General features: G+C 67.0%; 13 protein-coding genes. All 13 read right to left on the bottom strand.

All coding sequences use genetic code 11. The features are described from left to right. Positions 1 to 12: 12 nt before the first annotated feature. From U6958_RS23825 to U6958_RS23765, 13 genes are read right to left on the bottom strand one after another with little or no spacing between them, the layout of a single operon-like run. Entirely contained in the window at positions 13 to 912 is a 900-nt protein-coding gene (locus U6958_RS23825; RefSeq protein WP_023098528.1) for a ribose-phosphate pyrophosphokinase, read from the bottom strand. Beyond that, entirely contained in the window at positions 909 to 2,462 is a 1,554-nt protein-coding gene (locus tag U6958_RS23820) for a thymidine phosphorylase family protein (RefSeq protein WP_023098529.1), read from the bottom strand. The genes U6958_RS23825 and U6958_RS23820 overlap by 4 nt, the downstream gene beginning before the upstream one ends. Further along, entirely contained in the window at positions 2,459 to 3,820 is a 1,362-nt protein-coding gene (locus U6958_RS23815; protein WP_003090261.1) for an MBL fold metallo-hydrolase, read from the bottom strand. The genes U6958_RS23820 and U6958_RS23815 overlap by 4 nt, the downstream gene beginning before the upstream one ends. 25 nt (positions 3,821 to 3,845) lie before the next feature. Next, positions 3,846 to 4,334: a TPM domain-containing protein gene (locus U6958_RS23810; protein WP_074923282.1), complete on the bottom strand. Its 489-nt coding sequence runs from the start codon at positions 4,332 to 4,334 to the stop codon at positions 3,846 to 3,848. A 1-nt stretch (position 4,335) separates the two neighbouring features. Beyond that, positions 4,336 to 5,241 (bottom strand): YgcG family protein, encoded by a 906-nt coding sequence (locus U6958_RS23805; RefSeq protein WP_023098530.1) that lies wholly within the window; start codon positions 5,239 to 5,241, stop codon positions 4,336 to 4,338. A gap of 1 nt (position 5,242) precedes the next feature. Beyond that, positions 5,243 to 5,854: a LemA family protein gene (locus tag U6958_RS23800; RefSeq protein WP_009516025.1), complete on the bottom strand. Its 612-nt coding sequence runs from the start codon at positions 5,852 to 5,854 to the stop codon at positions 5,243 to 5,245. Further along, complete coding sequence (locus U6958_RS23795; protein WP_170954377.1) at positions 5,851 to 7,158, bottom strand: MFS transporter; 1,308 nt, start codon at positions 7,156 to 7,158, stop codon at positions 5,851 to 5,853. Before U6958_RS23795 ends, U6958_RS23800 begins: the two co-directional genes overlap by 4 nt. 31 nt (positions 7,159 to 7,189) lie before the next feature. Continuing rightward, complete coding sequence (locus U6958_RS23790; RefSeq protein ID WP_023098532.1) at positions 7,190 to 9,655, bottom strand: cation-translocating P-type ATPase; 2,466 nt, start codon at positions 9,653 to 9,655, stop codon at positions 7,190 to 7,192. A 32-nt stretch (positions 9,656 to 9,687) separates the two neighbouring features. Then, positions 9,688 to 10,551, bottom strand: coding sequence for a polyphosphate kinase 2 (gene ppk2, locus U6958_RS23785; protein WP_003090242.1), 864 nt, complete (start codon positions 10,549 to 10,551; stop codon positions 9,688 to 9,690). Positions 10,552 to 10,561: 10 nt separating this feature from the next. Next, the gene (locus U6958_RS23780) at positions 10,562 to 10,720 is read right to left on the bottom strand and encodes a hypothetical protein (protein ID WP_010791738.1); all 159 of its coding nucleotides are present in this window, start codon (positions 10,718 to 10,720) and stop codon (positions 10,562 to 10,564) included. Position 10,721: 1 nt separating this feature from the next. Further along, positions 10,722 to 11,372: an isoprenylcysteine carboxylmethyltransferase family protein gene (locus U6958_RS23775; protein WP_003090238.1), complete on the bottom strand. Its 651-nt coding sequence runs from the start codon at positions 11,370 to 11,372 to the stop codon at positions 10,722 to 10,724. After that, a complete protein-coding gene (locus tag U6958_RS23770) occupies positions 11,369 to 11,608 on the bottom strand; it encodes a DUF2933 domain-containing protein (protein WP_003090237.1) in 240 nt (79 codons plus the stop codon). Before U6958_RS23770 ends, U6958_RS23775 begins: the two co-directional genes overlap by 4 nt. Positions 11,609 to 11,619: 11 nt before the next feature. Continuing rightward, positions 11,620 to 12,021 carry a hypothetical protein gene (locus tag U6958_RS23765; RefSeq protein ID WP_003090236.1) on the bottom strand — a complete coding sequence of 134 codons (402 nt, stop codon included), beginning with the start codon at positions 12,019 to 12,021 and terminating at the stop codon, positions 11,620 to 11,622. Positions 12,022 to 12,133: the final 112 nt, after the last annotated feature.

The following is a 12,133-nucleotide window of genomic DNA, read 5'->3' as shown; positions in this document are numbered from 1 at the left end:
CGGCGCAGCGGCTCATGGCGCGCCGGCTTCCATCAGTTCCTGCACCGCTGTCGCCAGCGGTGCCACCACGCTGATGCCGTTGGAGACATGCGGCACGGTGTCGCAGGTCACCACCCGCTGGGGCCCTGCCGCAAGAAGTGCGTGGTACGCGTCGGCGGCGAACAGGGCGTGCACCCCGATGCACACCGGTGGCGGCAATCCCACGCTGCGCACACTGGCGATTGCCTGGATCATCGTGCGCGCGCTGGACACGATGTCATCGATGAGCACGGGCTGGCGGTCTGCCAGGGCCGCGGTGTCGGGAAGGCTGACCTCCACGTCCTTGTCGCCCCGGCGGATCTTCTGCAACACCGTGAACGGCGCGCCAGCCAAGCGCGCGACTTCCTGGACCCATTGCTCGCTTTCCGCATCGGGTCCGATCAACACGGGACGGTCCACATGGGCTGCGACCCAGGCCGCGATGGCGGGCGCGGACTGGACCACACGGGTCGGCACCCGGTAGACCTCGCCGAGCGAGCGGTAGCGGTGCAGATGGGGATCGACGGTGACGACACCGTCGAACACCGTCGACACCAGCGCAGCGAACGTGCGGGACGTGATGGCTTCGCCCGTGTTGAAGCGCCGGTCCTGACGCAGGTACGCCAGGTACGGGGCAGCCAGCAACACGCGGGTGGCGCCGAGGTCGCGCGCTGCGTCCGCGGCGAACAACAAGGGCAGCGCCTTGGCGTCCGGCTGTGCCAGGCTGGCCACGATCACGACGGTGCGGCCGGTGACGTCGGCGTCCAGCCGCACCAGCGACTCGCCGTCCGGGAACCGGTGCAGTTGCAGGGCAGCCCGCTGCGCGCACAACGCCCGGATCAGTCCATCGGCGAAGTCTTCGTCGCCCGGCAGGTGAAAAACGAGAGGTTTCATAGGTTCTCCGAAATCTGGAAGATCGGTGGGCGCGAGCGGACGAACTGCAGCGCATAGGCCAGCTCGCCCGGCGCCTGGGCGTGCAGCGTGAAGAGCGGCTGTCCCGCTTCGACCTGGTCGCCCAGGCGCGCATGCACGTCGATGCCGGCGGCAGCGGCGGTCGGTGCTCCGGCGAGCTTGGCCGCCCGCGCGAGCAGCCGGTTGTCGATTCGGGAGACCCGTCCCGTGGACGGCGATGCGACGGTGTGCCGATGCGTTGCCACCGGGATGCTGCGCAGGCCGCCCTGCTCAGCGCAGATCGCCTGGAACGTGGCCCAGGCGCGGCCGTCGGCCAGCACCTGCGTGGCGAGCGTCAGGCCGCCGCCGGCGGGCGCTGCACCGCCCATTTCGAGGATGTCCGCCGCCAGCCGCAACGCTCGCTCCCGCAGGTCGGCCGGGGCCTCGGGCGTCCCTTGTAGGACGGCCAGCACGTCGCGGGCCTCCAGTGCCGGGCCGATCCCGCGGCCGACCGGCTGCTCACCATCGGTGACGCGCAAGGCCACGTGCAGGCCGATGGCGCTGCCCACCTCCTGCAGGCGCCGACCGAGCGCCGCCGCGGCCTGCGCGCTGCGCACTTTGGCGGTGGCACCCACGGGCAGGTCGATCAGCACATGGGTCGAGCCCGCAGCGGCCTTCTTGGACAGGACCGAGGCGACGAGCTGGCCCTCGCTGTCCAGGTCCAGCGGCCGCTCGACGCGGATGAGGATGTCGTCGGCGGGGCTGAGCCGTACCGAGCCGCCCCAGACGATGCAGCCGCCCGTGCGTTCGACCACGCGCCGCATGCTCCGCACATCCAGGTTCACCGGCGCCAGCACCTCCATTGTGTCGGCCGTCCCGGCCGGCGAGGTGATGGCGCGCGAGGAGGTCTTGGGCGTCGTGAGGCCGCAGGCGGCCACGATGGGCACCACGAGCAGGGTCGTGCGGTTGCCGGGCAGGCCGCCGACGCAATGCTTGTCCACCACCAGCGGGCGCCCCCAATCGATGCGGTCACCGACGCCAATCATGGCTTTCGTGAGCGAGACGGTCTCCGCGAGGTCCAGGCGATCGCCGGCGCAGGCGGTGATGAAGGTGGCCAGATGCAGGTCAGAGTAATGGCCCGCCGCGACGTCGGAGATGATGGCGCTGAACTCGGCATCGCCCAGGGCATTGCCGTAGACCTTGGCCCGGACATGGCTGAGCGAATCCAGCGGCGGTGCATGGGTCACCGTGACCAGCTGGCCCGGCTGCGCCCCCAGCGACGCCCATGCCGATTCGGACAGGCCAGCGACGTTCTCGGCCAGCCAATCCCCATCGACGACGCTGAGCGTCGCCACGATGCTGCGGCGGCCGGCCGTCAGCTGCACGCGCGCCTGGGTCGTGAAACCCTCCGACCGGCAGACAGGGCAGTCGCGCCGCATGTAGACCACCGGCTCCTGATGGGTGTCGATGCCGGTGCGCCACGCCTGCAGCGTGTTCACGCCATCCTCTCCGGTGCCGGTGCCGGTGCCGGTCTCGTGCAGGTGCGCCGTCATACCAGATCCACCGTCTGCAGGTACTCGGGCACGGCAACCGACCAGCCCAGTTCATGGTCGATCCGCGCGCGCAGCGCATCGGCCGCCTCCGGCTCGCCGTGGGTCACGAAGGTTCGGCGCGGTGTTTGCGTGAAGCCGCGCATCCACGCGAGGATCTCGTCGGCATCGGCGTGGGCGGAAAGGTTGTCGAGCGAGGCCACCTCGGCGCGGATCGGCACGTCCTGGCCATGGATGCGGACGGTGGACGCGCCGTGCACGATCGCGGCGCCACGGGTGCCGCCCGCCTGGTAGCCGGCGAACAGGATGGTGTTGCGATGGTCGGGCGCGAATGACTTGAGGTGGTGCACCACGCGTCCTCCCGTGGCCATGCCACTGGCGGAGATGATGACCATCGGTCCACGACCGGCGCTGAGCGCCTTGGACTCCTCGACCTTGTTGACGATCTTCGCGGCATGGCACATGCCCTCGCATTCCTCGGGCGAGAGCCGGTGCTCGTCGCGATGGGCGTGGTACAGCCGTGTGGCATCGATGGCCATCGGGCTGTCCAGGTACACGGGCAGGTGCTGGTGGATGCGCCCTTGCTTCTTGAGCTGGTAGATGCCGTACATCAGGCTCTGCGCTCGGCCGACAGCGAACGCTGGGATGACCACGACCCCTCCACGGGCGGCCGTCTTGTTGATGACAGTCTCCAGCTGCGCCAGTGCGTCGGACGCTTCATGCTTGCGGTTGCCGTAGGTGGATTCCACCAGCAGGTAGTCGGCGCCGGGGACCTGCACCGGCGGGCGCAGCACCGGGTCGTTGGGCCGGCCGATGTCGCCGGAGAAGAGCACGGATCGCCGGCCGTCGTTGAGGTGCACGAAGGCCGAGCCGAGCATGTGCCCGGAAGGCGTCAACCGCGCGGTGAGTCCGGGCAGCGCCTCGAAGTCCTGAGAGAACGGACGTGGCGCGAACAGCTTCAGGCAGCGCTCGGCGTCCTCACGGGTGTACAGCGGCAGCGCGGGCTGGTGTTTGGAGAAACCGTGCCGGTTGGCGAACTTCGCCTCTTCCTCCTGCAGATGGCCGCTGTCGGTGAGCAGGATCTTGCACAGCTCGTGCGTCGCGGACGTGCAGTAAACCCGGCCGCGAAAGCCTTGTCGCGCCAGCAGTGGCAGGTAGCCGCTGTGGTCGATGTGGGCGTGGGTGAGCACGACCGCGTCGACGGTCTTGGGCGCGACCGGCAGCGGCTCCCAGTTGCGCAGGCGCAGCTGCTTGAATCCCTGGAACAGGCCGCAGTCCACCAGAATGGTCGCGTCGCCATGGCGCAGCAGGTATTTGGAACCGGTCACGGTGCCGGTGGCACCCAGAAATTGAAGTTGCATGGTAGGTCTCCAAGGATGTTGTCGTTCAAAGAAGGACCGGCCGATCCGGCAACTCGTTGCCGTGGTCCGCGCCCCGCGGAAAGTGCTGCACCAGCAGGTGGCTGACGGCCACGATGCCTTCCAGGGCTCCGGCCTCGAAGCGTCCCTGCGCAAACTGGGCTTCCATGCGCTGGCACACAGCCGACCACCTTTCGGCACCGCAACAGGCATGGATGCCGCGATCGGCCACGGCCCGGTCGGCCAGCAGCACGTAGATCAGGACGCCGCTGTTGTGCGCCGTATCCCACACACCCAGGCGTGCGAACAGGTCCAGCGCCCGCTCGCCCGGCGATTGGTTGCGCCACAGTGGCGATCCGTCCAGCGCACCCTCGACCACGAAGCGCAGTTGGCCCCCATGCTGGAACTCTCCCGTGCGGATGGCCTGCTCGATCGCATCCAGGGCACGCGGGGGGAAGGCGCGGCGGACTGCGCGATCCGTGGTCGCAAGGTGGCGAAGAAGTCGTTGCATGTTCATCTCACCACCGTCCTGACGCGCCGCCGCCACCGAAGCCGCCGCCGCCGCCGCGGAATCCACCGCCACCACCGCCCAATCCTCCGCCCGGCCAGCCGCCTCCCCGGTGGCGCCCGTGCAGGCCGCCGTGGCCACCCATGCCGATGCCCAGCAGCGTGACGAGGAATCCCGCCAGTCCAGCCACCGCGGCCACCGCGAAGGTGCCCACCAACAGCCACGCAGCGGCACCCAGCACGCCAGCCGTGACCAGGGAGCCTGGAAGGCGGCCGAGGGCGTTGCGCAGCACTCCGCCCAGCATCAGGGCCGCGACGAACAGGAAGGGCCAGGCCTGCCCGATGTCGTTGGTCTGCCCCTGCCGCCGTGGGTCCGCCGCAGGCAGGGCCTCGCCATCGATCACCCGCATGATCTGTTCGGCGCCTGCGACGATGCCGCCGTCGAAATCGCCCTGGCGCAGGCGCGGCGTGATCACCTCGTCGATGATGCGCCGCGATACCACGTCGCTCAGCGCACCCTCGATGCCGTATCCGACTTCGATGCGCACGGTGCGGTCGTCCTTGGCCACCAGGAGCAACGCGCCGTCGTCCACCTTGCGACGGCCGAGCTTCCATTGCTCTACCACCCGCAGGGTGTACTGCTCGACGGGTTCGGGCCGCGTCGAGCGGACCATCAGCACGGCGATCTGCACGCCCTTGCGTTGCTCGAAGGCCCGAAGCTGCGCATCCAGCGCGGCGACACGATCGGCGGCGAGCGTTCCCGTGAGATCGGTGACGCGCGCCTGCAGCGGGGGAACGGCGACCAACTCCTGCGCGGACGCGACCGAAAGGAACAGGCTCAGCAGCAGCCAGGCCAGAGCGTGGGCCAGCCGAAGAGGGGCCGCCGGAGAGAGCACCGCTGTTCTGGGCGTTCTCATGTCAGGGGCGCGCCGCCGGCGCCGAGGCGCCGAAATCGACCTGTGGCGGCGCCGCCATGGCCTTCTCGTCGGCGACCGAGAAATTGGGCTTGACGACGTAGCTGAACAGCTTGGCCGTGATGTTGGTCGGGAAGCTGCGCGTGAGCACGTTGTAATCCTGCACCGCCTTCACGTAGCGCCCACGCGCCACGGTGATGCGGTTCTCCGTGCCCTCAAGTTGGGCACGCAGGTCTTGAAAAGCCTGGTTCGCCTTGAGTTGCGGGTAGTTCTCGCTCACCACCAGCAGCCGGCTCAGCGCGCCGGACAGTTCGCCCTGTGCCGCCTGGAACTTCTGGAACGCCTCGGGGTTGTTGACGAGTTCCGGCGTGGCCTGGATCGAGGTCGCCTTCGCGCGGGCCTCGACCACCCGGGTCAGCGTCTCCTGCTCGAAGTTGGTCTCGCCTTTGACGGTCGCGACGATGTTGGGGATCAGGTCGGCGCGCCGCTGGTACTGGTTCAGCACCTCGGACCAGGCGGACTTGGTCTGCTCGTCCAGCCGCTGGAAGTCGTTGTAGCCGCATCCGCTCAGCGACAGGGCAAGCGCTGCGAGCAGGGACATCAGGATCAGTCTCATGGTTCGGTTTCCGTGGAAGTGAGAAAAGTGCGGGACGGTGAAGCGCTCACCAGGACGGGGTTGGCTGGCCACCAATGCCGCGGAATGAGCAGCAGCGCGAGGGTGGCGGCCAGTGGAATCGACAGCCACGCAAAGGTGCTCTGCATCACAGCGCCGAATAGCCATCCGGTGGCGGCCGATCCCAGTGTTTGTCCGAGGCCGGCTGCCGCGGCGAGCCCTCCCATCGCGATACCGAGCCGCCGCGCCGAGGTGCCGGCAGCGAGGTAGGCCAGGGTGGGGAGCACGAGACCCGTGCCCGCAGCCGTGAAACTCACGCCGACGTACAGCCACATCTCGCTGCCATGGCGGGCCAGCATCAGGAGCCCGGCGATGCCCAGGACCATGCCGCAGGCCAGTACGCGGCGTGGGTCGGCGCGCTCCAGCAGGCCGGTGAAGAACAGCACCGCGTTGACGCCCAGCATCACCAGACTGCACTCGGCGAACATCAACGACACCTCTCGGGAGGAGAGATCGGGGTGGCGCTGGCCCTGCAGCACGATGCCGAGTTCAAAGCCGGCAAGCACGAACATGACCACACCGTTGAGAATCCAGAGCGCCAGGGAGCGGCTCCGGGGTGCTCCGTCGTGATCGGCTGCGTCCGCCTCTCCAAGGGAGGAAGGTGCGGGAAGCGTTGCGGCCAGGCCCAGCATCATCAGCGCGCCGAGCGCGGCCGAGAGTGCGATCACGAGCGTGGTCGATGAGCCCTGTACCAGCACGCTCAAGAAGCCCAGGCCGACAAGCCGTTCTGCAGCGGCGTTCAGGCCGGGGCCGAACAGGAACCCGAGCAGCGACATCGCACCCAGCCATGCAAAGCGCCTGGCGCGAATCGATTCTGGGGTGTACTGCGCGACGAGCGCCGGCACCACCGGCACGACCGCGGCCACAAAAAAGCCCGTCGCGCCGCGCAGCGCATAGATGCCGACCACGCCCAGGGACTCGGGGCGCAGCAGCGGGAGCAGGCTGGCCACGTAGCCGATCAGGCCCACCAGCAACACGCGGGCACGCCCCAGCCTGTCCGCCAGCATGCCCCACAGGGGCGCACCCAGCAGGATGCCCGCCGTGTAGATGCCGCTGAGGTAGCCGACATGGCGCGCAAGCGCCGCAGGATCCGCGTCGCCCATCAAGGGCCGCAGCCAGTCGGGGATCAAGGGCATCAGTGCCCCATATCCGGCCGAGACGACGAATACGGCCGCAGCGAGCCAACCCAGCTGCGCGACGCCGAGGTCTTGCTGGCGGGTGGGCCCGGATTCGCGCGGTGATCGCATGGCGCGGCTCTCTACCATGGTGGCCCGCCGCTCAGGCTGACGCGGCCGCTGGGACACTGGCACGCGACGTCACGCGCTTGATCCCCGGCAGGCGCGTGCGCTTGAGCATCAGCGCATTGATCGCGACGATCGCGGAACTGCCCGACATGGACAATGCAGCGACCTCGGGCGACAAGGTGAACGGATACAGCACCCCGGCCGCCAGCGGGAAGGCGATCACGTTGTAGGCCACGGCCCACCAGAGGTTCTGGTGCATCTTGCGCAGCGTCGCCCGGGACAGTTCGATGGCCCCGACCACGTCGTAGGGGTCACTCTTCATCAACACCACCTGGGCGCTTTCCATCGCAACGTCCGTCCCCGCGCCAATCGCAAAGCCCACGTCGGCCTGCGTCAGCGCCGGAGCGTCGTTGATGCCGTCGCCGACCATGCCGACCTTGTGACCCTGCTGCTGCAGTTCCTTGATCTTGGAGGCCTTCTGCCCGGGCAACACATCCGCAAGCACGATGTCGATACCCAGTTCCTTGCCGATGCGCTCGGCGGTCGCCTGGTTGTCCCCGGTCAGCATCGCGACCTTCACGCCGCGTGCCTGCAGCTTGGCGATCGTCTCGCGCGAGGTCGGCCGCACGGCATCGGCGATCGCGATGAGGCCGATCAGCCGGCCACCGCGCGCGACGTGGACCACAGTGCGCCCCCCGCCTTGCAGCCGCGCCGCCTCGCTGGCAAGGGGGGCCAGATCCACCTGTTCCGACTGCATCAGCAGCCGGTTGCCCAGGAGCACCGTCTCGCCCCCGATAGTGGCCCGTGCGCCTTGCCCATCGATGTTGGTGAAGTTCTCGGTGACCTCCGTCGGCATGTCTCCCGCACGCTTGAGCACTGCGAGCGCGAGGGGGTGCTCGGAGAACTTCTCCACCGCGGCGGCCGTCGCCAGAAGCCGCGTCTCCTCGACACCGGGCGCGGCCACCATCTCGACGACATCGGGCTGCCCCAGTGTCAAGGTGCCGGTCTTGTCGAACACCACGACCGTCAACTTGGTGGCGTTCTCCAATGCGGCCGCATTCTTGAAGAGAATGCCGTTCATTGCGCCCAGCCCGGTCCCGACCATGATGGCCATCGGGGTGGCCAGCCCCAGCGCATCAGGGCATGCGATCACGAACACGGTGATGGTCAAGGTGAGTGCGAACAGCAATGTCTGTCCCATCACCCAGTACCAGACGCTGAAGGTCAGCAGGCCAATCACGATCGCCGCCAGCACCAGCCACTGGGATGCGTGGTCGGCCAGCAGCTGGCCGGGGGCCTTCGAGTTCTGGGCCTCCTGGACCAGCTTGACAATCTGCGCCAAGGCCGTGTCCGCGCCGACCTTCGTGGCCTTGTAGCGAAAGCTCCCGCTCTTGTTGATGCTGGCGCCTACGACGGTGCTGCCCACGCCCTTCTTGACCGGCATGGACTCGCCCGTCAGCATCGACTCGTCCACTTGCGACGCGCCCTCGACGATCTCGCCATCCACCGGGATCTTGTCGCCGGGCTTGATCACGACCAGTTCCCCGGCTGCAACCTCGGCGGTCGGTACCTTGGTCTCCACCCCGTTGCGCACGACCGTGGCCATGGGTGGGGCGAGATCCATCAACGCGCGAATCGCGTCGGATGCGCCCGCGCGGGCGCGCATCTCCAGCCAGTGCCCCAGCAGGATGAAGACCAGCAGCACCGATGCCGCTTCATAGAACACCTCACCCTCGTAGAAGAAGGTCGCGCCGATGCTGAACAGGTAGCCGGTGCCCACCGACAGCACGACCAACGTGGCCATGTTGGCGACGCCGTTGCGCAGCGCGCGCCACGCCGCCACGTAGAAAGGCCAACCTGGATAGATGATCGCGGCACTTGCGAGGAAGAAAAGAAAGAGCTTGTCGTCCAGCCCGAACGGCGTCTGGAAGTCGCCGAACATCTTCCCCATCGGGGAATAGAAGAACACGGGAATGGCGAAGACCAGGGCCACGAAGAAGCGATTGCGCATGTCCCGAGCCATGTCCTGCATCGAGCCCGACCCGTGGCCCATGTCGTGCATCATGTCGGCCATCGCAGGGTCGCCTGCGTGGGCCTGGTGCGCAGCATGGGCGGCGGGCGTCGTGGCCGCAGCCTTCGCGCGTGCGGCCGTGGCGGGGGCATGCGCGTGGTGCCCCTCATGCCCCATCTCTTGCGCCTGACGTGCGGGTGCGCCGTGATGGCCGTGCACCGCATGGCTGGGGTCGGCAGAGACGCCAGCGGCGGGCGCGCACACGTGCTTGGGCGTCTGCTCGCCACGGCAGTGATAGCCGCATTCGGCGATGCGCTGGCGCAGATCCTCGACACTGAGTTGTCCCTCATCGAGATGGACCGTTGCGCTTCCCGCAACATAGTTGACATCTGCATGATGGACGCCGGGAAGCTGCAGCAGCTTGCGGCGTACTCCCTCCGCGCTCAGGCTCGATACGAGCCCTCCGACTTCAACGTTGATCGACTTCATGGCTGTTCTTCCTGTTCGCTGTGTTCGTGGTCTCAACGAGCGAGTCGGCCCGAGTCCAGGCAGTCCTGCGAGAACTCGAAGACGATCTCCCGGTCGGGAGCGATGACCTTGTGCTTCTTGCCGGCGTAGTGCAGCCGGGAGAGGATGTCTCTGATCAGGTTGAGCCTCGCCAACCGTTTGTTGTCGGCGTGCACGACAGACCAGGGCGCCGCGGCCGTATGGGTGCGCATGAACATCTCGTCGCGCGCCCGTGTATAGCCGTCCCAGTGCTTCAGCGCGACGGCATCCACCGGGCTCGACTTCCACTGTTTGAGGGGATCACGGCGGCGTTCCCCGAGCCGGCGGCTCTGCTCCTTCTTGCCGATGTCGAGGTAATACTTCAGCAGCTTGATGCCGGAGTTGACCAGCATCTCCTCGAACTTGGGCACTGAGTTCATGAATTCTTCGTGCTCCTCGGCGGTACAGAAGCCCATCACCGGTTCCACGCCCGCACGGTTGTACCAACTGCGGTTGAACACCACGAGCTCTTCGCCAACTGGCAGGTGCGGGACGTAGCGCTGGAAGTACCAGCCCGTGCGATCCCGGTCGGAGGGCTTTCCTAGCGCGACGACCCGTGTTTCCCGAGGACTCAGGTGTTCGACCAGCCGCTTGATGCTGCCGTCCTTGCCTGCGCCGTCCCTTCCCTCCAAGAGGATCAGGATACGGTCGTTGCATTTGATGAAATGCCGCTGCAGTTTCACCAGTTCGATCTGCAGCATGTGCAACTGTGCTTCGTAGTCCTCGCGGCCGATCGAGCGTGTCGCTGTCTCGTCGCGCGCTGAGCCGTGGGCAGTGCCGGTGCCGTCCACATCGGCCTTGTGCTTGGCGCCTTTGGCGCCCTTCTTGTTCTTTGCCATGGGTTCTCCGTTAGGTCTGGTCGCAGGCGATCAGCATTGCGTGTGTCGACGCCCGGCGGGGCGCGGCGCTCATGTCCGCATCCGAGCGGGAGCCGCAGCCATCGCCTTGTCCGTAGGCTGCAGCCAGGTACGGTCGATTGATGCGCTGACGCCAGCGGGTCTTCTTCATGTCAGCCTCGCTGGCGCGTGTCCGAGAGGGAGGGAAGGAAGCGCGGCGTGCGCGCGGCATAGGCGTCGAACTCGGCGCCGAACTGCTTGCGCATGTCCTTCTCCTCGTTGACTGCCAGCCTCGAATACATCACGACGAGGAAGGGGAACATCAGCAGCGTCAACAGCGTCGGCCACTGCAGCAGAAAGCCGAAAAGGATCGCCACGAAGGCCACATACTGCGGGTGCCGAATCCTGGCGTATGGGCCGCTCACGGCAAGTTGGGCGTGCCGTTGCGCGTGGTAGAGCACCGTCCAGGCGCTCGACAGAAGCCAGAAGCCGCCCCCGATGAAGATGTAGCTTGCGATATGAAGCGGGCTGAAGTGAGGGTCGCCGCTCTCGCCCAGCAGGGTCGACCAGAGATGGCCGCTGTTGTGCGACAGCAAGTCCAGACTGGGATACTTGGTCTGAAGCCAGCCGGACAGCACGTACAGCGTCAGCGGAAAGCCGTACATCTCGACGAACAAGGCAACAATGAACGCTGCGAATGTCCCGAAGGTTCTCCAGTCGCGCGAGGTCTGCGGTTTGAAGAAGCTGAAGGCGAACATGATGAAGACCGCCGAGTTCACGAGGACGAGCAACCAAAGCCCATAAGCGGGCGCATCGTGGTTCATTTGCGCTCTCCCGGGTACGGTGGATTCGCCTTGCTACCGTCGCCTGGTACGGCATGGCGATGCATCAGCACATGAGCGATGACGCAAGTCGCCAGGAGGACCAGTGGCAGCGCGGCCAGGTAGTGCCCGCGGTGTTCCGTCAGCAGCATGTAGATGCTCACGGCCAGGAAGACCAGAAAGCCCAGGAACCATCGCGAGCGCGAAAACCTTGGACCGGTGCGGTGAGAAGTTGTCATGGTCGTCCTCCTCACTTCGCCGGCTCAGGCATCCGGTCCATCATCATCTGCATCATGGACTGGCACATGTCCATGCGCATTTCGAGCATTTGCTGCCGCTCAGCTGTCGGCGCCGACTCGGCTCCATCCTTCATTGCGCCCATCATCGCCATGCCAGCCCGCATGGCCTGCATGTGTTCGGCCATGAGCGCCTTGCGCTGCGCAGGCGTCTTCGCAGCCACCATCCGTTCGTGCATGGCCTGCATCGACTTCAGTTGCGCATCCATGCCCTCGGTGGTCGGCGCCCTTGGCGTCTCGGCCGCGGTCGGACTCGCACCTGCGGGGTGATGGGCCTGATGGTTGTCCTGCGCGAACGCAGACAAGGTGACCAGTGCGGCGCCAACGATGGCCGCGATCGAATGCGTGAATTTCATTTCTCTCTCCTTTAGCCGCGGGTGCCTGCCATTGGGGCGAAACCGATGTCGCCGCAAGCGGACAAAGCCCTATGAAAACTCCGTAGTCGGGTACAGAGTCAAGGCTTATGAG

It is taken from the genome of Delftia lacustris (assembly GCF_040267515.1).
Classification (GTDB): domain Bacteria; phylum Pseudomonadota; class Gammaproteobacteria; order Burkholderiales; family Burkholderiaceae_C; genus Comamonas; species Comamonas tsuruhatensis.
This window is presented reverse-complemented; position numbering and strand designations above follow the sequence as displayed.

What these genes read in the sequence shown, in the direction of transcription:
- U6958_RS23825 (WP_023098528.1), bottom strand. Translation starts at nt 912, where the DNA reads ATGAAACCTCTCGTTTTTCACCTGCCGGGCGACGAAGACTTCGCCGAT.
- U6958_RS23820 (WP_023098529.1), bottom strand. Translation starts at nt 2,462, where the DNA reads ATGACGGCGCACCTGCACGAGACCGGCACCGGCACCGGCACCGGAGAG.
- U6958_RS23815 (WP_003090261.1), bottom strand. Translation starts at nt 3,820, where the DNA reads ATGCAACTTCAATTTCTGGGTGCCACCGGCACCGTGACCGGTTCCAAA.
- U6958_RS23810 (WP_074923282.1), bottom strand. Translation starts at nt 4,334, where the DNA reads ATGAACATGCAACGACTTCTTCGCCACCTTGCGACCACGGATCGCGCA.
- U6958_RS23805 (WP_023098530.1), bottom strand. Translation starts at nt 5,241, where the DNA reads ATGAGAACGCCCAGAACAGCGGTGCTCTCTCCGGCGGCCCCTCTTCGG.
- U6958_RS23800 (WP_009516025.1), bottom strand. Translation starts at nt 5,854, where the DNA reads ATGAGACTGATCCTGATGTCCCTGCTCGCAGCGCTTGCCCTGTCGCTG.
- U6958_RS23795 (WP_170954377.1), bottom strand. Translation starts at nt 7,158, where the DNA reads ATGCGATCACCGCGCGAATCCGGGCCCACCCGCCAGCAAGACCTCGGC.
- U6958_RS23790 (WP_023098532.1), bottom strand. Translation starts at nt 9,655, where the DNA reads ATGAAGTCGATCAACGTTGAAGTCGGAGGGCTCGTATCGAGCCTGAGC.
- ppk2 (WP_003090242.1), bottom strand. Translation starts at nt 10,551, where the DNA reads ATGGCAAAGAACAAGAAGGGCGCCAAAGGCGCCAAGCACAAGGCCGAT.
- U6958_RS23780 (WP_010791738.1), bottom strand. Translation starts at nt 10,720, where the DNA reads ATGAAGAAGACCCGCTGGCGTCAGCGCATCAATCGACCGTACCTGGCT.
- U6958_RS23775 (WP_003090238.1), bottom strand. Translation starts at nt 11,372, where the DNA reads ATGAACCACGATGCGCCCGCTTATGGGCTTTGGTTGCTCGTCCTCGTG.
- U6958_RS23770 (WP_003090237.1), bottom strand. Translation starts at nt 11,608, where the DNA reads ATGACAACTTCTCACCGCACCGGTCCAAGGTTTTCGCGCTCGCGATGG.
- U6958_RS23765 (WP_003090236.1), bottom strand. Translation starts at nt 12,021, where the DNA reads ATGAAATTCACGCATTCGATCGCGGCCATCGTTGGCGCCGCACTGGTC.